The sequence below is a fragment of the Cytobacillus sp. C11.1 genome (assembly GCF_058145115.1).
The window spans coordinates 4323140-4349012 of sequence record NZ_CM176935.1 but is presented as its reverse complement, the minus strand read 5'-3'; the positions used below and the strand labels follow the sequence as shown (position 1 = coordinate 4349012).

The following is a 25873-nucleotide window of genomic DNA, read 5'->3' as shown; positions in this document are numbered from 1 at the left end:
CGAGTGCCTGCAGCGGAAATCAACACCCAAGTTTCAAAGAGCCTTATTGAAAAGCTTTTAAATAAAAGAGGAGGGAAAATATGAAACATTTGCTTACTACCTCAGATTTAGAGATAGAAGAAATTTATAACATTCTGGGTGACGCGCAGTACTTTTTAAATGGCGGAACATGGACACCTGAAAACAAGGTTTTTGTCGCCAACCTCTTTTTTGAAAATAGTACGAGAACAAAATGCAGCTTTGAAGTGGCAGAAAGACGGCTTGGACTGGATATTATCCCTTTTGAAGTAAGCACTTCAAGTGTTTCAAAGGGTGAATCATTATACGATACGGTCAAAACACTTGAAGCGATTGGTGTGCATGCAGTTGTCATCCGCCATAGCAAGGATCGATACTTTGATGAACTGACAGGCAGAGGCGGGGTTTCCATTTTGAATGCCGGAGACGGATGCGGACACCATCCTACACAGTCATTACTTGATTTACTGACAATTAAGCAGGAATTCGGAACTTTTGAAGGCTTAAAAGTAGCAATTATTGGAGATATTTCACATAGCCGGGTGGCTAGATCCAATGCGGATGCACTTGTCCGGCTTGGAGCAAAAGTTGTTTTTTCAGGACCTAATGAATGGTTTGATGATGAAATGCTTGAAAATGGGGTGTATGAAGATATAAACACAGCCATCGAAACCTCTGATGTCGTAATGCTTTTAAGAATCCAGCATGAACGGCACGAGTCGAAAGTAAACCGTACTGCTGAGGAGTATCACCTTGCTTACGGATTAACAGAAGAACGTGAGAAAAAAATGAAGCCGAAAAGCATTATCATGCATCCTGCCCCGGTAAATCGAGGCGTAGAGATTGCAGATAGTTTGGTAGAATGCGAGCGTTCCAGAATTTTCAAACAGATGCAAAATGGAGTATTCATCCGGATGGCAGTTTTGAAAAGATCCATTGAACAAATTGAAGGGGGAGCTAATTATGTCAACATTAATCAAAAATGGCCAGTTGCTTACTAATAAAGGGGAATTTCGAGTAGCTGATATTTACATAGAATCCGGAAAGATCGCCGAAATTGGCACGAATATTAAAAGAGAAGCACAGGAAATTATTGATGCACAAGGTTTACTTGTTGCTCCAGGCTTTATAGACCTGCATATACACTTGCGCGAGCCGGGCGGAGAAAAGAAGGAGACAATTGAAACCGGGACTAAGGCTGCTGCCAAAGGCGGTTTTACAACTGTTGCGGCGATGCCGAATACAAGGCCGGTTCCTGATACGAAGGAACAGCTTGAAAAATTGAACAAGCGGATTGAGGAGAAAGCAGCTGTCAAAGTTCTGCCGTATGCATCAATTACGATCCGTGAGCTTGGTCAGGAATTAACTGATTTTAGAGCACTTAAAGAAGCTGGAGCATTTGCCTTTACAGACGATGGAGTGGGAATTCAGTCAGCAGCAATGATGCTTGACGCTATGAAGCAAGCAGCAGAAATCAATATGCCGATTGTCGCCCATTGTGAAGAAAATACCCTCATTAACAAAGGTTCTGTACATGATGGAGTTTTTGCTAAAGAGCATGGGCTGAACGGTATTCCTTCCGTCTGTGAGTCTGTACAAATTGCAAGGGATGTCCTGCTTGCAGAAGCAGCCGGCTGCCATTATCATGTCTGCCACATCAGCACGAAGGAATCTGTAAGAGTGGTAAGAGATGCAAAGCGCGCGGGGATCAAGGTCACTGCGGAAGTAACCCCGCATCACCTCCTGCTTTGTGACGAAGACATTCCAGGTCTGGATCCAAACTTTAAAATGAACCCGCCGTTAAGAGGTGCAGAAGATAGAGACGCCTTAATCGAGGGGCTGCTGGACGGGACGATTGATTTTATCGCAACCGACCATGCTCCACATACAGCAGGGGATAAAGCGGAGGGCATGGTGCTGGCGCCTTTCGGAATTGTCGGCTTGGAAACAGCCTTTCCGCTGCTTTACACCCATTTTGTAGAGAAAGAAATTTTTACACTAAAGCAACTGATCGATTACTTAACAGTTAAACCTGCAGAGGCATTCAGCCTTCAGTCAGGAAGAATAGAAACTGGAGCAGAGGCTGACTTGGTTCTTCTGGACTTAAACCATCAGGAAGAAATTAATCCTGCACAGTTTTTATCAAAAGGAAAAAATACGCCATTCTCAGGCTGGGATTGTAAAGGCTGGCCAGTATTAACAATGATTAACGGAAAAATTGCCTGGAACAGAAGGAGTGTAAAAGCATGAAAAAACAGCTGATTCTGGAAGATGGAACTATTTTTATCGGAAAAGCGTTTGGAAGTGATGTGAATTCAATCGGAGAGATTGTATTCAATACAGGGATGACAGGTTATCAGGAAATTTTGTCAGACCCTTCCTACTGCGGGCAAATTGTTACTCTTACTTATCCATTAATCGGAAACTACGGAATCAACCGGGATGACTTTGAATCCATTTCTCCGGCGATTTCAGGGTTTATTGTAAAAGAAGCAAGCGAGTATCCTTCCAACTGGAGAAATGAGCAGTCATTGAACGAATATTTCAGGATGAAGAATATTCCGGGTATTGCGGGAATCGATACAAGAAAATTAACAAGAATCATCCGTCAGCATGGAACGCTTAAAGGGGCTATCTGCAGCATTAATGAAAACCCTGAAACGATCATCGAAAAATTGCGTGCAACCATGCTGCGGAACGACCAGGTAAAGCAGGTTTCTACTAAGACATCTTATCCAAGCCCAGGGCGCGGCAGCAGGGTTGTCCTAGTAGATTTCGGAATGAAGCACGGTATTTTAAGGGAACTAAATAAGCGGGATTGTGATGTGATTGTTGTTCCTTACAATACTTCAGCTAAAGAAATTCTCAGCTTGAGCCCTGACGGTGTCATGCTGTCCAATGGACCTGGGGACCCGAAAGATGTTCCGGAAGCCATCACTATGATTAAGGAACTATTAGGTAATGTGCCTATTTTCGGGATTTGCCTGGGCCATCAGCTTTTTGCACTGGCGTGCGGTGCCAATACAGAAAAAATGAAATTTGGCCACCGGGGCTCTAATCATCCAGTAAAAGATCTAAGTACTGGAAAAGTAGCTTTAACTTCACAGAACCATGGTTATTCAGTTGAAGAAAATTCAATAGCGGGCACACCGCTTGAAATTACTCATATTGCGATAAACGATGGAACGATCGAAGGGCTGAAACATAAAGAAGTACCAGCTTTTACCGTACAATACCACCCGGAAGCTTCACCAGGACCAGAAGATGCAAACGGGTTATTTGAACAATTCCTGCAAATGATTGAAACACAAAAAGAGGAAGGTGCTGCAGCATGCCAAAGCGTACAGATATAAAAAGCATTTTAGTAATCGGATCGGGGCCTATTGTAATCGGCCAGGCAGCGGAGTTTGACTATGCGGGCACACAGGCCTGCATCGCTTTGAAAGAGGAAGGCTATCGCGTAATCCTAGTAAATTCAAACCCGGCAACGATTATGACAGATACGGAAATTGCTGACGCGGTGTACATAGAACCGCTAACCCTCGAATTTGTCAGCCGTATCATCCGGAAAGAGCGTCCGGATGCGCTTGTTCCGACACTGGGTGGCCAAACTGGCTTGAATCTGGCTGTAGAGCTGGCTGAATCTGGTGTTTTGGAGGAATGCGGCGTTGAGATTCTTGGAACAAAATTATCTGCCATTCAAAAAGCAGAAGACCGAGATCTTTTCCGCAATTTGATGAATGAGCTTGACGAGCCTGTACCTGAAAGTGAAATTATCCATAACCTGGATGAAGCATTCGGATTTGTAAATAAAATCGGGTATCCGGTAATTGTTCGCCCTGCTTTCACTCTCGGAGGTACCGGCGGGGGAATCTGCCATGATGAAGAAGAATTAATTGAAATTGTTGCAAGCGGCTTGAAAAACAGCCCTGTTACCCAATGTCTTCTTGAAAAGAGCATTGCAGGATTCAAGGAAATAGAGTATGAAGTAATGAGAGATTCCAATGACAATGCGATTGTTGTCTGTAATATGGAAAACTTTGATCCGGTTGGTATCCATACAGGCGATTCAATTGTTGTAGCACCAAGCCAGACTCTCAGTGACCGCGAGTACCAGCTGCTGAGGAACACTTCACTAAAAATTATTCGCGCATTAGAGATTGAAGGAGGCTGTAATGTTCAGCTCGCGTTGGATCCACACAGTTTCAATTACTACATCATAGAAGTAAATCCACGTGTCAGCCGTTCCTCTGCACTGGCATCAAAAGCTACAGGTTATCCGATTGCGAAGCTTGCAGCAAAGATTGCAGTAGGACTGACACTTGATGAAATGATGAACCCTGTTACTGGAAAAACATATGCCTGCTTCGAACCGGCTTTGGATTATATCGTTTCAAAAATTCCGCGCTGGCCGTTTGATAAATTTGAATCTGCAAACCGGACTCTTGGAACACAGATGAAGGCAACCGGAGAAGTAATGGCGATCGGACGTACGCTGGAAGAATCTTTACTAAAAGCAGTCCGCTCACTTGAAGCAAATATCCACCATCTTGAACTAAAGGATGCTGAACTAATTTCAGATGAATTGATTGAAAAACGGATAAGAAAAGCAGGCGACGAGCGCCTGTTTTATATCGGGGAAGCCATTCGCAGGGGAGTAACAATTGATGCGATCCATGAGTGGAGCAAGATTGACCTGTTCTTCCTGCACAAGATTAGTAAAATAATAGCCTTTGAGAAAGTATTAGCAGAAAAGCCGTTTGACCAGGAAACAGGAAAAGCGGCAAAAGAAATGGGATTTGCTGATTCGGTAATCGCCAAGCTTTGGGGAGTCAAAGAAATCGAAGTATACAGCTGGAGGAAATCCAATAATATCGTTCCAGTTTACAAAATGGTTGATACGTGTGCTGCGGAGTTTGAATCTGAAACACCATACTTCTATGGAACGTATGAAGATGAAAACGAATCTTTGGTAACAGACCGCAAGAGTGTGGTTGTCCTCGGATCTGGTCCAATCCGCATTGGCCAGGGAGTAGAATTCGATTACTCAACAGTTCACGCAGTATGGGCCATTAAGGAAGCAGGCTATGAAGCAATCATTATAAATAATAATCCTGAAACGGTTTCAACAGACTTCAGTATTTCCGATAAGCTCTACTTTGAACCGCTGACGATTGAAGATGTAATGCATATTATTGATTTGGAGCAGCCTGAAGGAGTGGTTGTACAGTTTGGCGGGCAGACAGCCATCAACCTGGCAGCAAAGCTGGTAGAAAGAGGCGTGAAAATTCTCGGAACTTCCCTTGAGAACCTTGATCGAGCAGAAGACCGTGACAAATTCGAGCAAGCTCTTGCTGAATTGAATATTCCAATGCCAAAGGGAAAGACAGCTTTATCAGTGGAACAGGCTGTCACAATAGCAAGTGAAATCGGCTATCCTGTGGTGGTTCGTCCATCATATGTACTTGGCGGAAGAGCGATGGAGATTGTGTACAAAGAAGAAGAGCTACTTCACTATATGGAAAATGCGGTTAAAGTAAATCCCGAGCACCCGGTATTAATAGACCGTTATTTGACCGGAAAAGAAATTGAAGTTGATGCGATTTCTGATGGCGAGAATGTTCTTATCCCAGGTATTATGGAGCATATTGAAAGAGCCGGCGTCCACTCTGGAGATTCAATCGCGGTATATCCGCCGCAAAATATTTCACAGGAAATTAAAAAAAAGCTGGTTGAGTACACGCAAAAGATGGCTAAAGGACTGGGGATTATCGGTCTTCTAAATATCCAGTATGTAATCGCTAAAGGAGAGGTATATGTGCTTGAAGTTAATCCCCGCTCAAGCCGGACGGTGCCTTTCTTGAGCAAAATTACAAATGTACCAATGGCCAAAATAGCTACAAAGGTTATTTTAGGACAGTCATTGGCCCAACAGGGGTACGGATCAGGCCTTCTTCCAGAAAGAAGCGGCGTGTTTGTAAAGGTTCCGGTCTTCTCCTTTGCCAAGCTGAGAAGAGTGGACATCACTTTAGGGCCGGAAATGAAATCAACCGGGGAAGTTATGGGGAAAGACACAACGTTAGAAAAAGCCCTTTATAAAGGTCTTGTTGCTTCCGGAATGAAAATCCAGCCGTTCGGAACCGTCCTTATGACAGTAGCGGACAAAGATAAAGAAGAAGCCCTGCAGCTCGCAAAACGTTTCGTGTCTATAGGCTACAGACTAATGGCGACAAGCGGAACAGCTTTATTTCTTCAATCTGCCGGCATACCTGTTAAAGTGACCGGAAAGATCGGCTCTGAAGGGCAAAACCTTCTGGATGTAATTAGAAATGGCGAAGCACAGTTTGTCATTAATACGTTAACAAAAGGCAAACAGCCAGCCCGGGACGGCTTCCGAATCCGCCGTGAATCTGTTGAAAATGGCGTGCCATGCCTAACTTCACTGGATACGGCTGAAGCAATCCTTCGAGTGATTGAATCTATGAATTTCTCCGCGGATGCGATGGATAAACCAGAACAAATTCGGGAGGCGGTTCTATCTTGATCAAGCAGGAATTATGCACAGTAATCGCTCAAAATAAAATTGCAAATAACATTTACGAGCTCACCCTTCAAGGTGAGCTTGTTCATGAAATGACAGAGCCTGGCCAATTCGTCCATTTAAAAGTCTCAGAAGGCTATGATCCAATGCTTAGAAGGCCGATCAGCATTGCTGAAATCGCTCCTGGCTTGAGTCAATTTAAGATGATTTACAGGGCTGAAGGCAGGGGCACGGTGAAGCTTTCAGAGAAAAAAGCTGGTGATACTGTTGATGTGTTGGGCCCTTTAGGAAATGGCTTCCCTGTCCACGAAGCAAAACCAGGGGATACAGCCCTGCTTGTTGGCGGAGGAATTGGTGTACCGCCGCTTTATGAGTTGTCCAAGCAGCTTGTTAAGCTGGGCGTAAAGGTAGTTCATATATTAGGCTTTCAAACAGATAGTGCTGCTTTTTATGAAGAAAGATTTTCGAAACACGGAGAAACGTATATTGCCACAGCCGATGGCAGCCTTGGGACAAAGGGCTTTGTAACGAATGTCATAGATGAATTAAAACTTGACTTCGATATTCTTTATTCCTGCGGCCCAACACCAATGCTTAAGGCGCTGGAAAGTCAGTATCGACATAAAAACGTGTATCTGTCACTTGAAGAACGGATGGGCTGCGGAATCGGCGCATGCTTTGCATGTGTCTGCCATACCGGAGATGATCCTGCAGGCTACAGCTATAAAAAGGTTTGCAGTGACGGACCAGTTTTTAAAGCAGGGGAGGTTGTTATATGAGCTCATTAAAAATTAGCCTTCCAGGGCTTAATTTAAAAAATCCAATCATGCCGGCATCAGGATGTTTTGGATTCGGCAGAGAATTTAGCCAGCTCTACGATTTGAGTAAGCTGGGAGCGATTATGATTAAAGCGACCACTTCTGAACCTCGATTTGGAAATCCAACCCCAAGAGTTGCGGAAACTTCAGCAGGTATGCTGAACGCGATCGGGCTGCAAAACCCCGGATTGGAAAAAGTTGTGAATGAAGAGTTAGTGTGGCTTGAACAATTTGATGTACCCATCATAGCTAATGTTGCCGGTTCACAAGAAGAAGATTATGTTGCTGTGGCAAAAAGAATTTCAGCTGCCAAGAATGTGCATGCGCTTGAACTTAACATCTCTTGCCCGAACGTCAAAACAGGTGGAATTGCCTTTGGAACGATTCCGGAGACAGCCAAGAACTTAACAAAAAAAGTAAAAGAAGTTTCAGAAGTTCCCGTATATGTAAAGCTTTCTCCGAATGTCACAAATATAGTAGAAATGGCAAAAGCGGTTGAGGATGGAGGCGCAGACGGATTAACGATGATCAACACGCTAATGGGCATGAGACTGGACCTGAAAACAGGCAATCCAATTCTGGCAAATAAAACTGGCGGCCTTTCAGGACCTGCGATAAAGCCAGTTGCACTAAGAATGATTTATGAAGTCAGCCAGCAGGTATCCCTTCCGATTATCGGTATGGGCGGAATCGAATCTGCCGAGGATGTAATAGAGTACTATTATGCAGGAGCAAGTGCAGTGGCCGTTGGTACAGCGAATTTCGTAGACCCGTTTGTCTGTCCGAAGATTATTGATGAGCTGCCCGAACTTTTAAAAAGTCTCGGTTATGAACATATATCAGAGTGTACAGGAAGGAGCTGGAAAAAACATGAAGAAGCCGCTTATTATTGCTCTTGATTTTGCAGGGAAAAATGAGGTAAATCGTTTTCTCACACACTTTGAGAATGAGAAACTATTTTTAAAAGTTGGGATGGAGTTATTTTACCAGGAGGGGCCATCCATTGTTTATGAATTAAAAGAAAAGGGACATGAGATTTTCCTGGATATTAAACTCCATGACATTCCGAATACAGTAAAGAATGCGATGAAAGGCCTGGCAGGACTAGGCTGCGATATGATCAACGTTCATGCTGCCGGGGGTAAAGCCATGATGGAAGCGGCTCTTGAAGGACTGGAAGCTGGCCGCGAATCTGGCAATAGGCCATTCTGCATTGCAGTTACCCAGCTTACAAGCACTTCTGAACTGCAAATGAAATCAGAGCAATTAATACCTGTAACACTGAATGAATCGGTTCTTCATTATGCTAGTCTCTCCAAAGAGGCGGGGCTCGATGGTGTTGTATGTTCTAGTTTTGAAGCAAAAGAAATCAGTTCCCGTTTAGGAGAAACCTTTTTAACGGTTACACCGGGCATCCGGATGTTATCAGATAATTCCGGGGATCAAAAGAGGGTTGCCACACCTGAGTTCGCAAGAGCGGAAGGAGCGTCAGCCATTGTGGTTGGACGTTCAATAACAAAGTCGGAAAATCCTTTCGAAAAATATATGCAATGCAAGCAATCATGGGAGGGCGTACTCAATGAAGCGTAAAATAGCAGAAAGATTACTGGACATCAAAGCAGTTGCATTAAACCCAAACGATCCATTCACCTGGTCATCAGGACTGAGTGCCCCAATTTATTGCGATAATCGTTTGACACTGTCCTACCCTGCTGTGAGGAAAGAAATTGCTGCAGGCCTTCAGGAAATCATTAATGAAAAGTTTCCTGGTACCGAGCTCATCGCTGGAACGGCAACAGCCGGCATTCCGCATGCAGCCTGGACAAGTGACTTGATGGATCTCCCTATGTGCTATGTCCGCTCCAAGGCAAAAGGGCATGGCAAAGGCAAGCAAATTGAAGGAAAAGCTGAAGCGGGACAGAAGGTAGTTGTTGTAGAGGACCTGATTTCAACTGGGGGAAGCGCAATAACTGCGGTGAAGGCGCTAAGAGAAGCAGGCTGCGAAGTATTGGGTGTTGCCGCGATCTTTACATACCAGCTTAAAAAAGGCAAAGAAATGCTTGCTGAAGAGAATATTGAGGCAATCACTTTGACAGATTTCGAAGCTCTAACAGATGTAGCAATCGAGAAGGGCCATATTCAGGAAGAGGATATGGAGAAATTGATGGAGTGGCGTAAAGACCCTGCTGAGTGGGGGAAGGTTAAACAATAACCTGCTTTGTGTAAACTAGTTATGAATTTAGTATTGGCTTAAATAGGTTTGTTGTTCATAAAAAATCGATATCCCGTTTTGAAAAAATTAATTTTCAAAAGAAAAAAGCAAGCATCTTCGCTTGCTTTTTTCTTTTAATTACTTAATTTTGTTTTAAAGACAGTACTATCTCTTCATCCGGTGTAACATACACTGTCTGCTGATGGTCATAGATCACAAACCCCGGCTTAGCGCCGCTCGGTTTTTTTACGTGCCGAACCTGGGTGAAATCCACCGGTACTGAGCTGGAACTGCGGGCTTTGCTGAAGTAAGCAGCAAGGGAAGCGGCTTCAAGTATGGTTTGCTCGGCGGGCTGCTTGCTGCGGATAACAACATGGGACCCCGGTATATCCTTTGTATGCAGCCAAATTTCATCCCGCGCTGCCACCTTGTTGGTTAAATAATCATTTTGCTTATTATTTTTCCCAACCAATATTTCTGTACCGTCTGTGGCAATATAACGGTCAAGGTTGGGCTTAGCGTTTTGCTGTTTTTTGCTGCCGCGTTTTTGTCTTTCTCTAATATATCCACCTTCAACAAGCTCTTCTCTAATTTCGGCAATGTCCCTCGTTGAAGCAGTTTCCACCTGCTGTAAGAGAGAGTCGAAATAGGCTGCTTCTTCTTCGGCTTTTTTAATTTGCTCTTTCACAACAATGATTGCGTTCTTCGCCTTTTGGTATCTTGTGAAATATTTTTGTGCATTCTCGGATGGTGACTTACGTGGGTCCAATGGGATCACAACGGTTCCGCCATCTTCATCATAATAATTGATGACTTCAACTTCTTTCATTCCTTTTTGAATTGCATAGATATTAGCCGTAATCAGTTCGCCGAATAATTGATGTTTATTGGCATTTTCAGCTTCCTTCAATGTTCTTTTCAGTTTTTCGATTTTCTTTTCATTTTTTTCTTTTTCATTCACAATGAAGCGCTCCAGATCATTTGATTGCTGTTTGACCCGGTCTCTTTCCGCTTTTCCAAAATAGTATCGGTCAAGCAGTTCACTTAGTGAACTGAACTCACGGCTTTCACCTATTAAATGCTGGAGCGGAAATAAGTAAAAGCTTTCTTTTTGTTCTCCGGCTGTGATGGCAGGCTGAATGGAATGGTTTTTCACCAAGTTAATAAAATGCAGGAAGCTCTTTGGAACAGTTGTCCGGTTGGCAAGGCCAGCATGGTGAATGACTTCTTTTGCAAAAAGTGGTGAAATTCCAGCAAAGCTTGCAACAATCTGTTTATCAATTTTTCCGCTGTTAAAATCAATTTTGCGTAATACTTCCTGTTCATTTGCCTCAAAGGGGTTATGTTTGTCTTGTGAAGGCGGAAGAACATACTCATGTCCCGGCAAAATTGCTCGATGGCTATTAACCGCAAACGACACATGCTTAATGCTGTCCAGGATAATGTTTCGAGATTTATCCACCAGTGTGATGTTGCTGTGCCGGCCCATGATTTCCACGATTAACTGCTTATAGGACGTATCGCCAATCTCATTTCTTCCTTTGACTTCAAATACAATAATCCGGTCCAGTTCAATTTGATGGATATCTTCAAGTATATATCCCTCTAAATGCTTCCTTAAAAGCATGCAGAACATTGGAGGTTCGGAAGGGTTTTCGTGCGCTTCATTCGTAAGCTGTACTCTGGCATAGCTTGGATGGGCGGACAGTAAAAGCCTGTGGTTTTTTCCGTTCGCCCGCACAACCACAATGATTTCATTTTTATAGGGCTGTTGAATCTTATTGATTCTTCCGCCTTTTAAAGTATTGATAAGCTCTTTGGTCATAGCTCTTGTAAATAAACCATCAAATGACATATTGGAACATCCTCTTCTATTGGAAATTGCTTTTAATTTTAATTAGTTTCTCTGGCAATCGAATGCAGAGTTATAGAATTATTCTTTCATTAAAATGATAAAAATCAAGTCTAAAGGCCCGATTCTATTTTGGTCTGTTTAAGGTCTCTGACGATTTTTACCAGCTGTTTAACGGCCGAAAGCTTTGAAAAGGTATGCAGGCGTTAATCCCGCAGATTAACGACGATAATCCGAGCCGGGGTGTGAAAAAGTAGTTAATCCCGCCGATTAACGACGATAATCCGAGCTGGAGAGCGGAAAAGGTAGTTAATCCTGCCGATTAACGACCATAACCCAAACTAAAGGGTAGAAATGCTATTCACTCTGTACAAGAAAGCGATCTTAGCAGTTAATCCCTTAATAGACAAACCGATTCCGCTTTTCTAATTAATAATAGCATTTTTTTGGACAGGGCTGAATAAGCTTTCTTTAGAGTGAGATTGGACAACTCTGCTTCACTTGAATTTAGCAAAAGAAGCAGGACGGTCCGCCGCCTGGCGGATTCTCTTTAATGTCTAGCTGTGAGCGCTGCTGGAAGTGATGGATGCATTGTTTTAGCAAGCGGGAATTCGATTAATTCCAGTGTCTTAAGCCGCTCTCCGCTTTTCTCAAACCACAAAGGAGGAAGTGTGATGTCCGGATGAAGTTCCATGAAATGAACGAAAGAGAAGTTGAGCAAGCCTTAAATACAGATATTAAGGCGGGCTTAACGGAAGATGATGTAAAGAAACGGCGCAAACAATACGGCTATAACGAGTTAAAAGAGGGAGAAAAGCAGTCGGCTTTGCTCTTATTTTTTAGTCAATTTAAAGATTTCATGGTCCTTGTCTTATTAGCCGCTACCTTGATTTCAGGGCTGCTTGGTGAATATATTGATGCGATAGCAATTATTGCAATAGTGGTCATAAATGGGTTTTTAGGTTTTTTCCAGGAAAGGAAAGCTGAAAAATCACTTCATGCTCTTAAGGAATTATCAGCTCCCCAAGTAATTGCGCTTAGGGATGGCCAGTGGAAGAAGATTCCTTCGAAAGAAGTAGTGGTAGGCGATCTTCTGAAATTTGTTACGGGTGACAGAATAGGGGCAGATGTGAGAATAGTAGAGTCGAATAGCCTGGAAATTGAGGAATCCGCTTTAACGGGTGAATCTCTGCCTGTCCAGAAAACGACCGGATCTTTAAAAACTGCCAATCTTGCCATAGGTGATATGGAAAATATGGCTTTTATGGGTACGATGGTGACCCGCGGCAATGGATTAGGTGTTGTAGTTGGAACAGGTATGAATACAGCAATGGGGCAAATTGCTGATCTGCTGCAAAATGCGGAAACAATGGTAACTCCTTTGCAGCGCAGACTCGAACAGCTCGGCAAGATCTTGATTACTGCCGCTATTTTACTTACAGTGCTAGTCGTTGCAGCTGGGGTAGCGCAAGGCCAGGAGTTATATACCATGTTCCTTGCGGGTGTATCACTGGCTGTTGCTGCCATTCCAGAAGGACTTCCGGCAATCGTTACAGTAGCCCTGTCACTTGGTGTCCAAAGGATGATAAAGAAAAAGGCGATCGTCCGAAAGCTTCCGGCAGTGGAAACGCTCGGTTGTGCTTCTGTAATCTGCTCAGATAAAACGGGTACGATGACACAGAACAAGATGACTGTTACTCATCTATGGAGCGGCGGAAAAGAGTGGAGAGTTGACGGAATTGGCTATGAGCCACAAGGACAATTTTACCGCAATGATAATCAAATTGAACCTAAAAGTGATAAGGCGCTTCAGCAGATGCTCATGTTTGGGATGCTCTGCAACCATGCAGAAATACAGCAGAAAAATAATGAATTTGTAATTGATGGGGATCCGACGGAAGGGGCATTGCTTGTAGCTGCTATGAAAGCGGGCTATAACCGGAGCAGTTTGTTGAATCAGTTCCGGATTATCAATGAGTTTCCATTTGATTCTGCCAGGAAAATGATGAGTGTTGTTGTTAAGGACCATAATGGCAGACAATTTATCGTGACAAAAGGAGCGCCTGATGTTTTAGCCGGCAAGAGTGAAGCGGTTCTTTGGGATGGAAAACGCCAGATATTAACCAGGGAGCTCGCAGGCAAGATTCAGGGAGCGATTGAGGAATTGGCTTCGCAGGCATTAAGAACAATTGCGATCGGCTATAAGGAAATTCCTTCAAAAAACGTGATTCTTGACGAGAAAGAAGCAGAACAGGGGCTTACCTTCATTGGCTTGCAAGGGATGATCGATCCTCCTAGGCCTGAAGTCAGGGAAGCTGTCAAGGAATGCAAGGAAGCCGGGATCAAAACGGTCATGATTACTGGCGACCATGTCATTACAGCCCAGGCAATTGCCAAACAGTTAGGCATTTTAACAAAGGGCTCCCAAGTTCTTCAAGGGAAAGATCTTGCCGAGATGTCGGTTGAAGATCTTGAAGATGTGGTTGAGGATGTGGCCGTATTCGCAAGGGTATCACCAGAGCATAAGCTAAAGATTGTTAAGGCGCTTCAAAATAGAGGCCATATTGTTGCTATGACCGGAGACGGAGTCAATGATGCCCCTGCAATAAAAGCGGCAGATGTAGGCATTTCGATGGGCATTACCGGGACAGACGTGGCTAAAGAGGCATCCGCTTTAGTTCTCCTGGATGACAATTTCGCTACGATAAAAGCCGCCATAAAAGAAGGAAGAAATATTTACGAAAACATCCGGAAATTTATCAGATACTTATTAGCTTCAAACGTGGGAGAGATTCTTGTTATGCTTTTCGCAATGCTGCTTGCTCTTCCGCTGCCGTTAGTGCCTATCCAGATCCTCTGGGTAAACCTGGTAACCGACGGCCTGCCGGCAATGGCGCTAGGCCTTGACCAGCCGGAAGAAAATGTGATGAAACGAAAACCGAGAAGCCCGAAGGAAGGTGTTTTCTCCAGGGGGCTGGGCTGGAAGGTTGTATCGAGAGGGTTTTTAATCGGGCTTGTCACATTGCTTGCGTTTATTTTTGCCTATAAAGAACACCCTGACCACCTGGCATACGCCCAGACTGTAGCTTTTGCCACTTTGGTTATGGCACAGCTGATCCATGTGTTTGATTGCCGGAGTGAAAAATCTGTTTTTTCAAGGAATCCTTTCGGCAATAAGTATTTGGTGTGGGCAGTTATCTCATCCCTTCTTTTAGTGCTCATTGTTATATACTATCCGCCGCTGCAGCCTATCTTCCACACGGTTCCGATTGAAATGCGCGACTGGTTTATGATTACCGGACTGTCAGCTATTCCAACATTTTTGCTGGCCGGTACATTTTTGGCAAGAAAAACAAAATAAAATATGTTATAATCCTTAAGGTGGTAGAGATGACTCTATTACCTTTCTTTTTTGCGTAAAAAAAACTGCAAGTTATAATCCCCATAAATTACTATATCTTTATCATAGATGGCACAGTCTTTTATGTGAGCTGGATTGTTGTTCTTTTTTGAAGGGTTAACTGTTAGGCCATAGATCCTCTTAAAAGCTGTGCTTTTCCCAAAAGGAAGTGTAAGAAATGGTTGTAAGTATGACTGGCTTTGGCAGAAGCAAGACAGATTCCGGGCAATTTTCTATTACTGTCGAAATTAAGACTGTAAACCATCGTTTTTCTGAGTTTCATATGCGTATGCCCAGGCAGCTGATGCACATGGAAGATAAAATTAAGAAAAAGCTTGGCGAGCATATTAGAAGAGGAAGAATAGAAGTTTATGTCACAATTGAAGGCGATGGTTTGTCCAGCCGAAAAGTAAATGTTGACTGGGAACTTTTAGATGAATATTATCAATACATAACTGCAATTAAAACAAAGTACGATATCCAAAATGATCTTTCTATAGAGGACATTATTCGGGAAGAACTGATTGGCATAGAGGAAAAGGAAAAGGAAGCCGGCAATGAGGAATTGAGCCAGCATGTCCTTTCCACTGCTGAAGAAGCATGCTTGCATCTAGCCCAGATGCGTCAAGCCGAGGGGCTTGAGTTGGAGAAGGATGTCCGCTCCCATCTCGGGAGGCTAAGCCAAAGGGTAATCCAGCTCCGTGAGCTCTCTCCAAAAGTAGTTCAGCTATACCAGGAAAGATTGGAAAAGCGCATCAAGGATTATCTGGACGGCCAGATTGATGAATCGAGGATATTAACAGAGGTTGCGGTGTTTGCTGATAAAGCGGATATTAATGAGGAGCTGACAAGGCTGCAAAGTCATATCAGCCAATTTGAAAAAACGCTTCAGCTTACAGAACCTGTTGGCAGAAAACTTGATTTCCTTTTGCAGGAGATGAACAGGGAAGCCAATACGATTGGATCCAAGGCGAATGATGCCGCGATAGCTGCAGAAGTGGTTGAAATAAAGAGCCTACTGGAAAAAATGAAGGAACAAATTCAAAATATTGAATAGCAGTTGTTTAGATTGCCGCTCTGGGGGTCAAAATAAATAACTGATGATTGGAGGACCCAAATGTCAATTAAACTGATCAATATCGGCTTTGGCAATATTGTCTCTGCCAACCGGATAATTTCTATAGTAAGTCCTGAATCTGCCCCAATTAAACGCATCATTCAGGACGCGCGTGACAGGGGCTCTTTGATAGATGCGACATATGGGAGGCGCACCCGGGCTGTTATCGTTATGGACAGTGACCATGTCATTCTGTCTGCGGTCCAACCGGAAACTGTCGCGCACCGATTAAACGACCGTGATGAAATTATTGAGGAAGGGTAGGATTGTTTAAATGAAAGAAAAAGGGTTATTAATTGTTCTATCCGGACCCTCAGGTGTAGGAAAAGGAACTGTTAGAAAAGAAATATTTTCTCAGCCTGATACCTCGTTTGAGTATTCTATCTCCATGACAACGAGAGCGCCAAGAGAGGGAGAAGTAAACGGGATTGATTATTTTTTCAAAACCCGTGAAGAATTTGAAGAACTGATCCGCCAGGACAAACTGCTTGAATATGCCGAATTTGTCGGGAATTATTACGGTACGCCTGTAGATTATGTTAGAGAGACTCTGGACCGCGGCAAAGATGTATTCCTGGAAATAGAAGTTCAAGGCGCCCGCCAGGTCCGCGAGAAATTTCCTGATGGTCTATTTATTTTCCTTGTACCTCCAAGCTTATCAGAGCTTAAGAACCGTATTGTTACAAGAGGAACAGAGACGGAAGATATTATTAACAATCGCATGAGTGTAGCAAAAGAAGAAATTGAAATGATGAACCTCTACGATTATGTAGTGGAAAATGATCAAATCGACCTTGCCTGCGAGAGAATTAAATCCATTGTGGTAGCTGAACACTGCCGCAGGGAACGTGTAGAACCGAAATATAAAAAGATGCTGGAGGCTGAATAAAGATGCTATATCCTTCTATTGATTCCTTAATGACTAAGATTGATTCCAAATATTCACTTGTTTCCGTTGCTGCCAAACGTGCACGTAAGCTGCAATTAAACGCAAGGCCACAGCTTGAAAACTATAAATCACATAAAAATGTGGGCAAGGCTCTGGAAGAAATCCATGCCGACCAGCTTCACTACCGTCTGGGTGAGAAAAAGGCTAATGAATCATACGAGTAAAAACGCTGAATAACAACCTTTCAAAAAGGTTGTTATTTTTATTTCTTTTAATATAGACTGGCTTTGTTAACTTTACCTGTTGATTTCCGCTTAAGAAGTTCAGCTGCCTGCGGGCGGACCGTTGCTACTCAAGCATTAAGCCTGCACTCCAGCAAGACTTGGAATAAGAATCCTTGCACCTCACGAAGGAAATGCGGAGGCCTTTCGATGATCTTGCGCCTTCCGCTCCAATCAACAAAGTGACAAAATCAACATTGAGCTTTAACACAGCCAATTATTAAAGATCTTTTGGTTTTAATAGATGAAAATTGACTGCTCTTCTTGCATAATAAAACTAGCATGGGAATTTCCAGCCCAAAAATACAATCAATCGTCCGGTAACTGGCCATTAGGAAATTAACACTTTATAAGCTGATTTAACAAAGCGCCAGGCCATTAAATAGATACGATTATTTTAGCTAAGATTGGTGGGGTCTAATAATGCTTTCAGGCAAAAAAATATTATTATGCGTTACAGGGGGAATTGCTGTTTATAAAGCAGCAGCATTGACGAGTAAGCTTACCCAGGCGGGAGCGGATGTAAAAGTTATATTAAGTGACTCTGCCGCAAAATTTGTGGCTCCCCTAACATTTCAGGCATTGTCCAGAAACGATGTTTATACTGACACATTTGATGAAAAAGATTCAAAGGTGATTGCCCATATTGATCTTGCGGACTGGGCAGATTTGATTCTTGTTGCTCCGGCCACAGCTAATGTAATTGGAAAGCTGGCGAACGGAATAGCAGATAACATGATTACAACAACCTTATTGGCTGCTACATCTCCTATTTGGATTGCTCCTGCAATGAATGTACATATGTATAGCCATCCGGCAGTCCAAAAAAATATTGAAACATTATACAGCTTTGGGTGCAGGTTTATTGAACCTTCTGAAGGATATCTTGCCTGCGGTTATGTTGGAAAAGGCAGACTGGAGGAGCCTGAGAAGATTACAGAAATAATCCGTTTATTTTTCAGCAAACCAATGCAAGATCTTGCAGGAAGAAAAGTTGTGATTACAGCAGGCCCCACGAGGGAAAAAATTGATCCGGTCCGTTACATCACCAATCATTCTACAGGAAAAATGGGCTATGCAATTGCGGAAGAAGCAGCTGCTGCCGGTGCAGAAGTTACTTTAATCTCTGGGCCTGTAACCATTAAAGCCCCTGATGGAGCCAAGCTTATAAATGTTGAAAGCGCCGAAGAAATGTATCAGGCTGCAATGGAAGAGTTTGAAACTGCTGATATTGTTATAAAAACAGCAGCGGTCTCAGACTACCGTCCAAAAGTAAGCTATAGCCAAAAAATGAAGAAGCAGCCTGGAGACGAAGTATTGGAGCTTGAAAGAACAAAAGATATTTTGTTTGAGCTCGGGCAGAAAAAGAAGGGCCAAGTTTTAATTGGATTTGCTGCTGAAACTGAACGGGTTGATGAATATGCACAGGGCAAGCTAAAAAAGAAAAACGCCGATATGATCGTTGCAAATAATGTAACTTCAGAAGGTGCCGGATTCGGAACAGACACCAATATTGTTACACTGTTTAAAAAAGATGGAACTTCTGAAGAGCTCCCTCTCATGTCCAAAAAAGATGTTGCTGCAAAGATTCTCCAGGAAGCTGCGATTTTACTAAAGGATGAGCAAAAATGAATATTGCCAGTGTAATTGTTGATGTACCTGCCAAGCAGACAGACCGAGCGTTTGACTATAAAATACCTGACCATTTGGCAGGTGTCATACAGCCTGGCATGAGAGTCATCGTTCCATTCGGTCCCAGGAAAATCCAGGGTTTTGTAACAGGCCTGAAAACAGAATCGGAATTCAGCCAATTAAAGTCAATTGCAGAACCAATGGATTTAAATCCTGTCCTAAATCAGGAGCTTCTGTCTCTGGGAGATTGGCTGACAGAGAGAACACTATGCTATAAAATATCAGCCTACCAGGCAATGCTGCCAGCAGCCCTTAAGGCAAAATATGAAAAAAAACTAGTATTGGCGGAAAAGGCAGACCGTGTGGCGCTTCCAGAAAAAGTGCAAACTCTTTTTGAAAATAGAGAGGCAATCACCTGGGATGAAGCAGTGAAGGATGGAACTCTGTCACTTTTGCAGAAAGAAGCTTCAAATGGGAATATTGACATTATCTATCAAGTAAAAGAACGTGTGAAAAAGAAAAAAGTAAAGCAGTTATTTCCAGCGGCAGACCAAAATGCCATTGAGGAATACATCGAAAAGCTGCCTGCAAATGCAACAAAGCAAAAAGAGGTGCTTGAATACTTCCTTCAGGATGGCAGCCCGATTGAACAAAAAGAGCTAATCTCTTTACTGGGAATAACCTCGTCAACATTCAAGGGGCTCATACAAAAAGGTTTGCTTGGTCGGAAAGAAGTGGAAATTTACCGCAATCCTTTCGGGGACCGGGAGTTTAAAAGAACGGAACCCCTTTCTTTGACCGACGAACAGAGAAAAGCAATTATCCCCATCCTGAATTCCATAGAGGAAAAGAGGCATGAAACGTTCTTGCTGTATGGTGTAACAGGCAGCGGCAAAACAGAGGTTTATCTTCAATCGATTCAAAGAGTTCTTCAGGACGGAAAAGAAGCAATTGTTCTGGTTCCCGAAATTTCGTTAACTCCGCAAATGGTCAACCGCTTTAAAGGAAGATTTGGCGATCAGGTTGCCGTTATGCACAGCGGCCTTTCTGCCGGGGAAAAGTATGATGAATGGAGAAAGATTCAAAGGAAGGAAGTAAAGGTGGTTGTCGGAGCCCGGTCCGCAATCTTTGCTCCTTTTGAGAACCTCGGAATTGTCATTATCGATGAAGAACACGAGACAAGCTACAAACAGGAGGAGAACCCGAGGTACCATGCAAGGGATGTGGCGATTGAAAGGGCTGGAAAATATAAATGTCCAGTAGTTCTAGGGAGTGCAACTCCTTCGCTTGAATCGTTTGCAAGAGCACACAAAGGAGTATATCAGCTTCTATCTCTGCCTAAAAGGATGAATAATCAGGCGCTGCCATCAGTTGAAATTATTGATATGAGAGAAGAGCTCCGGGAAGGCAATCGTTCCATGTTTTCGAGAATGCTCCTTGATAAAATAAAAGACCGGCTTGAAAAGAAGGAACAAATTGTCTTATTTCTTAATAAAAGAGGGCATTCTTCTTTTGTTATGTGCAGGGATTGCGGCTATGTCATTAATTGTCCTCATTGTGACATCTCCTTGACTTATCATCGGTTTAACCAGCAAATGAAATGCCATTACTGCGGCTATGAAGCAACAGTCCCAAATACCTGCCCGGAATGTGAAAGTGAACATATCCGTTATTTTGGAACCGGGACGCAGAAGGTTGAAGAAGAGCTGGCAAAGGTTTTGCCTGAAGCAAAGGTCATCCGGATGGATGTGGACACTACCAGCAGAAAGGGCTCCCATGAAAAACTGTTAGACCAATTTCAGGAAGGTCATGCGGATATACTCCTTGGTACGCAAATGATAGCAAAGGGTCTTGATTTTCCCAATATTACATTGGTAGGAGTTCTCTCAGCTGATACAATGCTTCATCTGCCTGATTTTCGTTCTTCGGAAAAAACCTTTCAGCTTTTGACCCAGGTTAGCGGGCGCGCAGGAAGGCATGAGCTTGAGGGTGAGGTTGTTATCCAAACCTATACACCTGAACATTACAGTGTCGAGCTTGCAGGAGAGCAGGATTACGATAAGTTCTATGAAAGGGAAATGATGGTCCGCAAAATTCATAGATACCCTCCTTTCTACTATATCTCCCTTGTTACCGTCAGTCATGAGGAATTAATGAAGGCTGTTTCCGTTACTGAAAAAATTACACAATATATTCAGTCCCGCCTAACGGCGGAAAGCATTGTACTTGGTCCGGTTGCATCGCCAATTCCGCGGATCAATAATAGATATCGCTATCAATGTCTGATAAAATACAAACGGGAACCTGAGCTAGGGCAGGCACTGAAAAAGGTCATTGACAACTATCAGCAGGAAATCGCCACAGGTGGACTTACTATTTCAGTTGACCTGAATCCGTATATTTTAATGTAGAGATTCATGTTGTCTTAATAATGGTTATGAATAAGCAAGAATTGGTTGAAAATAGATAAAAATGGAGGAAATGTTTTGGCGGTTAAAAAGATAGTTACGTACCCGGCTGAAATCCTGGAAACGGAATGCAATCCTGTAGAGGTATTTGATAAAAAGCTGGGCAAATTATTAAATGATATGTACGATACAATGGTTGAATTTGATGGTGTCGGGCTCGCTGCTCCGCAGATCGGTCTTGACAAGCAAATCGCCATCGTTGATATAGATGATGAATTTGGCACTATCGAGATGATTAATCCGGAAATTCTTGAAACAGATGGAGAACAGACAGGTCCTGAAGGATGCTTAAGCTTTCCTGGTATATACGGAGAAGTTAAAAGGCCAGATTTTGTAAAAATAAAGGCCCAGGACCGCAAGGGGAAATACTATACGCTAGAAGCTGAAGACTTTCTGGCAAGAGCGATCCTGCATGAAATTGATCATTTGCACGGAGTTTTATTTACATCAAAAGTGACCAAATATTTGAATGAAGAAGAGTTGGAAGGATTGGAAACTGAATGACAAAGATTGTTTTTATGGGGACACCCGATTTTTCTGTACCAGTATTGCAGCAAATCTTAAAGGATGGCTATGAAGTGGTTGGAGTTGTCACTCAGCCTGACAGGCCAGTGGGAAGAAAGAAAGTTCTTACTCCTCCGCCTGTCAAAGTGGAGGCTGAAAAACAGGGCATTCCTGTTTACCAGCCTGAGAAAATCCGCCAGCCTGAGGAAATGGAAAAAATTCTAGCACTTAAGGCTGATTTAGTCGTGACTGCCGCTTTTGGACAAATTTTGCCGAAAGAGCTTTTGGAAGCACCGAAATATGGCTGTATCAATGTCCATGCGTCGCTTCTTCCGGAACTGCGCGGAGGGGCGCCGATCCACTATTCCATTTTACAGGGAAAGGATAAGACAGGCATTACAATCATGTATATGGCTGAAAAGCTTGATGCAGGTGATATATTAACACAGGTGGAAGTGCCTATCACTGAGACAGATACAGTAGGTACCCTGCATGATAAATTAAGCGCAGCTGGTTCAAAGCTTTTGTCTGAAACATTGCCAAAGCTTCTGAATGGTGAATTAACACCTATAAAGCAAAAAGACGAGAATGCTACTTTCGCCTATAACATTAAACGGGAGCAGGAAAAAATCGACTGGAGCAAGACTGGTGAGGAAATTTACAACCATATCAGGGGATTGAATCCCTGGCCAGTTGCTTATACAACATTTGATGGCAAGGTGATTAAAGTTTGGAGTTCAGAAAAGGAAAAATCAACAGGCAGCGAGGCAGCTGGGACGATTATCAGGCTTGAAGCGGATGGGGTAGTAGTTGCAACCGGAAATGATACTGCAATCAAAATCACGGAGCTGCAGCCTTCCGGCAAGAAAAGGATGCCTGCGGAACAATTTTTAAGAGGGGCAGGCTCCCATCTCTATGCCGGTGGCCGTCTGGGAGACAGCGAATGAAGAATCAAAAAACGAAAAATGTCAGAGAAAGTGCATTAGAACTGCTGGAAGCCATAGAAAAAAACCAGTCCTACAGCAATCTATTGCTGAATAATGCCATAAAAAAGAATGAAATCAGCCAGAAAGATATTGGGCTGCTTACAGAATTGACATACGGCACGCTTCAGCGCCGGATGACCCTTGATTTTTACTTGACTCCTTTTTTAAAAGGAAATAAAAAAGTCGAGAGCTGGGTAAAGCAGCTGTTAAGGCTGACTCTTTATCAGATGGTTTACCTGGATAAGATCCCTGACCGAGCAGCTATTTTCGAGGCAGTGGAAATTGCCAAGCGGAAGGGACATAAAGGAATTTCCGGCATGGTTAACGGTGTGCTGAGAAATGTTCAAAGGCAAGGGCTGCCGTCCCTGGAACAAATAGAGGATCCGGTTGAGCGTCTATCCATTGAAACAAGCCATCCGATGTGGCTCGTAAAAAGATGGGTTGATCAGCTTGGTTATGAAGAGACAATGAAAATGTGCGAAGTCAATTTGACTGCGCCGCTGCAGACTGCAAGGGTTAATGAGGTGAAAGCCTCGAGAGAAGAATGCTTAACGCTCCTTGAGGATGAGGGTTTTGAGGTAGAAGCTAGTCCGTTTATTCCAGTAGCTATTAAGTGCTTGAGAGGTAATTTGGCAAACTCCCAGATGTTTAGAGAAGGGATGATAACGATACAGGACGAGAGTTCCATGCTCGTTGCCTATGCGCTTGGCGGAAATGAGAATGAAGCCGTATTGGATGCCTGTGCTGCTCCTGGCGGAAAATCAACGCATATTGCCGAAAAACTGCAAAATACTGGACAGGTGGTCTCGCTGGATCTTCACGAGCATAAGGTTAAGCTGATTAATGATAATGCCAGGAGACTGGGATTATCAAACATCAAAACAAATGCGCTTGACAGCAGGAAGGTGCAAGAGCATTTTGAAAAAGAATCTTTTGACCGGATTTTAGTGGATGCACCATGTTCCGGCCTCGGTGTTATGAGAAGAAAACCGGATATGAAATACACGAAAAGAGAAGAAGATTTATACCAGCTTAATAAGGTTCAGAGAAATCTTCTGGCTGCAGTTTCGCCTTTGCTGAAAAAAGGTGGTATTCTAGTTTATAGTACATGTACAGTGGACAAGGAAGAAAATCAGCATGTCATACAGTCATTTTTAAATGAAAATGCGGACTTTGAAGGAGATATATCATTCTGGGAGCGAATGCCAAAGGCCGTTGCTCCGTTTATAGATGGATATGAACTGCAGATTTTGCCGCAAGATATAGGTTCGGACGGGTTTTATATCGCCTGTCTGAGAAAGAAGGTGCAATAAATGGAACAAACAGCAACTGAGAAGATAACAACAGCCGAACAAAAGCCATCCATTTACACTCTGCAGCTGCATGAGTTAAAAAACTGGCTAAAAGATAATAATGAGAAAGCTTTTCGTGCAGAACAAATTTTTGATTGGCTATATATAAAAAGAGTCTCTTCCTTTGAAGAAATGACCAACCTGTCAAAAGAATTAAGGGATATATTGTCCGAGAATTTTTCTTTGACAACTCTTAAAACCATTATTCAGCAGGAATCTGCTGACGGGACAATCAAATTCCTTTTTGAACTTCACGATGGATATTCGATTGAAACCGTGCTAATGAGGCATGATTACGGAAATTCTGTCTGTGTAACAACTCAAGTAGGCTGCCGAATCGGCTGTACTTTTTGCGCTTCTACATTAGGCGGATTAAAACGCAACCTTGAAGCAGGAGAAATCGTTGCCCAGGTCGTAAAAGTACAACAGGCACTTGATGAAACAAATGAACGTGTCAGCTCGGTTGTGATCATGGGCATCGGCGAGCCATTTGATAACTATGACGATATGCTTTCGTTCTTAAAAATTATCAACCATGATAAAGGGCTTAATATCGGGGCGCGCCATATTACCGTTTCCACAAGCGGCATCATCCCTAAAATTTATAAGTTTGCGGATGAAAATATGCAGATCAATTTTGCTATATCCCTGCATGCTCCGAATACAGAAATCAGAAGCCGCCTGATGCCGATTAACCGGGCTTATAAATTGCCTGATCTGATGGAATCCATCAGGTATTATATTAATAAGACAGGAAGACGTGTCAGCTTCGAGTACGGTTTATTCGGCGGTGTCAACGATCAGGTTGAACATGCAGAGGAACTGGCAAAACTCATTAAGGATGTTAAATGCCACGTCAATCTGATTCCGGTAAATTATGTGCCTGAAAGAGATTATGTCCGGACACCAAAGGATCAAATTTTTGCTTTTGAAAAAACATTAAAGAAACATGGCATTAATGTAACCATTCGCCGCGAGCACGGTCATGATATAGATGCAGCATGTGGACAACTTCGTGCAAAGGAGCGAAAAGAGGAGACGAGGTGACAGAATGAGAGCTGTTTTTATGACAGATCGTGGCAAAGTCAGACAGCATAATGAAGACAATGGCGGCATCTTTATGAACAGCAGCGGGCAGCGCCTTGCCATCGTCGCAGATGGCATGGGCGGCCACCGTGCTGGCGATGTAGCCAGTGAAATGACCTTAATCAGTTTAAAGGAGTTTTGGGAACAAACGGATGAAATACAAACAGCAGAACAAGCAGAAAATTGGCTAAAGCAGCATATTGACCAGGTGAACAAAATCCTTTTTGAACATTCGAAAGAGAACGCAGAATGTGAGGGTATGGGTACAACCATTGTTGCGGCCATCTGTACAGACCGTTTTTCAACTATTGCTAATATTGGCGATAGCCGCTGTTATATCCTTAACGAATTAGGTTTCCAGCAGCTGACTGAAGATCATTCCCTTGTTAACGAACTTGTTCGTTCAGGGCAAATTACCAAGGAAGATGCCGAGCATCACCCAAGAAAAAATGTCCTTCTCAGGGCATTGGGGACAGAATCATCAGTTGAAATGGATATCAAAACCATCACTTTTGAAGAAGATGACTTACTATTGCTCTGCTCTGACGGCTTATCCAACAAGGTCGCAGTATCAGAAATGAACGAAACCCTAAAGGGTGGAGGAAGTCTTGAGGAAAAAGCTGAAGAGCTCATTGAGCAAGCTAACAATAATGGCGGCGAGGATAACATTACACTCGTGATTGTCGAGTTTTATGATGGCAGTGAGAGCGGGTGATA

The 25873-nt window shown here is 43.1% G+C and carries 21 protein-coding genes; 20 read left to right on the top strand and 1 reads right to left on the bottom strand.

Annotation, left to right across the window (positions count from 1 at the left end):
* Window positions 1-80 precede the first annotated feature (80 nt).
* The 8 genes from AC3ZVC_RS21435 to pyrE are packed head-to-tail and all read left to right on the top strand — an operon-like array spanning window position 81 to window position 9589.
* Window positions 81-1019 carry an aspartate carbamoyltransferase catalytic subunit gene (locus AC3ZVC_RS21435; protein WP_490065153.1) on the top strand — a complete coding sequence of 313 codons (939 nt, stop codon included), beginning with the start codon at window positions 81-83 and terminating at the stop codon, window positions 1017-1019.
* Window positions 982-2268, top strand: a complete 1287-nt coding sequence (gene pyrC / locus AC3ZVC_RS21430; protein WP_490065152.1) for a dihydroorotase — start codon at window positions 982-984, stop codon at window positions 2266-2268. The genes AC3ZVC_RS21435 and pyrC overlap by 38 nt, the downstream gene beginning before the upstream one ends.
* A complete protein-coding gene (locus AC3ZVC_RS21425; RefSeq protein ID WP_490065151.1) occupies window positions 2265-3371 on the top strand; it encodes a carbamoyl phosphate synthase small subunit in 1107 nt (368 codons plus the stop codon). The genes pyrC and AC3ZVC_RS21425 overlap by 4 nt, the downstream gene beginning before the upstream one ends.
* The gene (gene carB / locus AC3ZVC_RS21420) at window positions 3350-6562 is read left to right on the top strand and encodes a carbamoyl-phosphate synthase large subunit (protein ID WP_490065150.1); all 3213 of its coding nucleotides are present in this window, start codon (window positions 3350-3352) and stop codon (window positions 6560-6562) included. The genes AC3ZVC_RS21425 and carB overlap by 22 nt, the downstream gene beginning before the upstream one ends.
* Window positions 6562-7338: a dihydroorotate dehydrogenase electron transfer subunit gene (locus tag AC3ZVC_RS21415; RefSeq protein ID WP_490068980.1), complete on the top strand. Its 777-nt coding sequence runs from the start codon at window positions 6562-6564 to the stop codon at window positions 7336-7338. The genes carB and AC3ZVC_RS21415 overlap by 1 nt, the downstream gene beginning before the upstream one ends.
* Window positions 7335-8276: a dihydroorotate dehydrogenase gene (locus AC3ZVC_RS21410; protein WP_490065149.1), complete on the top strand. Its 942-nt coding sequence runs from the start codon at window positions 7335-7337 to the stop codon at window positions 8274-8276. The genes AC3ZVC_RS21415 and AC3ZVC_RS21410 overlap by 4 nt, the downstream gene beginning before the upstream one ends.
* Entirely contained in the window at window positions 8248-8967 is a 720-nt protein-coding gene (pyrF, locus tag AC3ZVC_RS21405; protein WP_490065148.1) for an orotidine-5'-phosphate decarboxylase, read from the top strand. Before AC3ZVC_RS21410 ends, pyrF begins: the two co-directional genes overlap by 29 nt.
* Complete coding sequence (gene pyrE, locus AC3ZVC_RS21400) at window positions 8957-9589, top strand: orotate phosphoribosyltransferase (RefSeq protein WP_490065147.1); 633 nt, start codon at window positions 8957-8959, stop codon at window positions 9587-9589. The genes pyrF and pyrE overlap by 11 nt, the downstream gene beginning before the upstream one ends.
* Before the next feature lie 142 nt (window positions 9590-9731).
* Here pyrE and AC3ZVC_RS21395 read toward each other — a convergent pair whose 3' ends face one another.
* Window positions 9732-11444 carry an Rqc2 family fibronectin-binding protein gene (locus tag AC3ZVC_RS21395; protein WP_490065146.1) on the bottom strand — a complete coding sequence of 571 codons (1713 nt, stop codon included), beginning with the start codon at window positions 11442-11444 and terminating at the stop codon, window positions 9732-9734.
* Between the two features lie 679 nt (window positions 11445-12123).
* On the opposite strand from AC3ZVC_RS21395, the gene AC3ZVC_RS21390 reads away from it, so the two are divergent.
* The 12 genes from AC3ZVC_RS21390 to AC3ZVC_RS21335 all read left to right on the top strand — a co-directional run bounded on the left by AC3ZVC_RS21390 (window position 12124) and on the right by AC3ZVC_RS21335 (window position 25871).
* On the top strand, window positions 12124-14802 hold the full coding sequence (locus tag AC3ZVC_RS21390; protein WP_490065145.1) for a calcium-translocating P-type ATPase, SERCA-type: 2679 nt from the start codon (window positions 12124-12126) through the stop codon (window positions 14800-14802).
* A 217-nt stretch (window positions 14803-15019) separates the two neighbouring features.
* Window positions 15020-15898, top strand: a complete 879-nt coding sequence (locus AC3ZVC_RS21385) for a YicC/YloC family endoribonuclease (RefSeq protein WP_490065144.1) — start codon at window positions 15020-15022, stop codon at window positions 15896-15898.
* A 60-nt stretch (window positions 15899-15958) separates the two neighbouring features.
* Window positions 15959-16222, top strand: a complete 264-nt coding sequence (gene remA, locus AC3ZVC_RS21380; RefSeq protein ID WP_026585597.1) for an extracellular matrix/biofilm regulator RemA — start codon at window positions 15959-15961, stop codon at window positions 16220-16222.
* A gap of 10 nt (window positions 16223-16232) precedes the next feature.
* A complete protein-coding gene (gene gmk, locus AC3ZVC_RS21375; RefSeq protein WP_490065143.1) occupies window positions 16233-16847 on the top strand; it encodes a guanylate kinase in 615 nt (204 codons plus the stop codon).
* Between the two features lie 2 nt (window positions 16848-16849).
* Entirely contained in the window at window positions 16850-17071 is a 222-nt protein-coding gene (rpoZ, locus tag AC3ZVC_RS21370; RefSeq protein WP_214724764.1) for a DNA-directed RNA polymerase subunit omega, read from the top strand.
* 480 nt (window positions 17072-17551) lie between these two features.
* Window positions 17552-18760, top strand: coding sequence for a bifunctional phosphopantothenoylcysteine decarboxylase/phosphopantothenate--cysteine ligase CoaBC (gene coaBC, locus AC3ZVC_RS21365; protein ID WP_490065142.1), 1209 nt, complete (start codon window positions 17552-17554; stop codon window positions 18758-18760).
* Window positions 18757-21171, top strand: a complete 2415-nt coding sequence (gene priA, locus AC3ZVC_RS21360) for a primosomal protein N' (protein ID WP_490065141.1) — start codon at window positions 18757-18759, stop codon at window positions 21169-21171. Before coaBC ends, priA begins: the two co-directional genes overlap by 4 nt.
* A 75-nt stretch (window positions 21172-21246) precedes the next feature.
* A complete protein-coding gene (gene def / locus AC3ZVC_RS21355) occupies window positions 21247-21732 on the top strand; it encodes a peptide deformylase (protein WP_490065140.1) in 486 nt (161 codons plus the stop codon).
* The gene (gene fmt, locus AC3ZVC_RS21350) at window positions 21729-22679 is read left to right on the top strand and encodes a methionyl-tRNA formyltransferase (protein ID WP_490065139.1); all 951 of its coding nucleotides are present in this window, start codon (window positions 21729-21731) and stop codon (window positions 22677-22679) included. Before def ends, fmt begins: the two co-directional genes overlap by 4 nt.
* Entirely contained in the window at window positions 22676-24031 is a 1356-nt protein-coding gene (rsmB, locus tag AC3ZVC_RS21345; protein WP_490065138.1) for a 16S rRNA (cytosine(967)-C(5))-methyltransferase RsmB, read from the top strand. The genes fmt and rsmB overlap by 4 nt, the downstream gene beginning before the upstream one ends.
* Window positions 24032-25117 carry a dual-specificity RNA methyltransferase RlmN gene (gene rlmN, locus AC3ZVC_RS21340; protein WP_490065137.1) on the top strand — a complete coding sequence of 362 codons (1086 nt, stop codon included), beginning with the start codon at window positions 24032-24034 and terminating at the stop codon, window positions 25115-25117.
* A 4-nt stretch (window positions 25118-25121) separates the two neighbouring features.
* Window positions 25122-25871 (top strand): Stp1/IreP family PP2C-type Ser/Thr phosphatase, encoded by a 750-nt coding sequence (locus tag AC3ZVC_RS21335; RefSeq protein WP_490065136.1) that lies wholly within the window; start codon window positions 25122-25124, stop codon window positions 25869-25871.
* Window positions 25872-25873 lie beyond the last annotated feature (2 nt).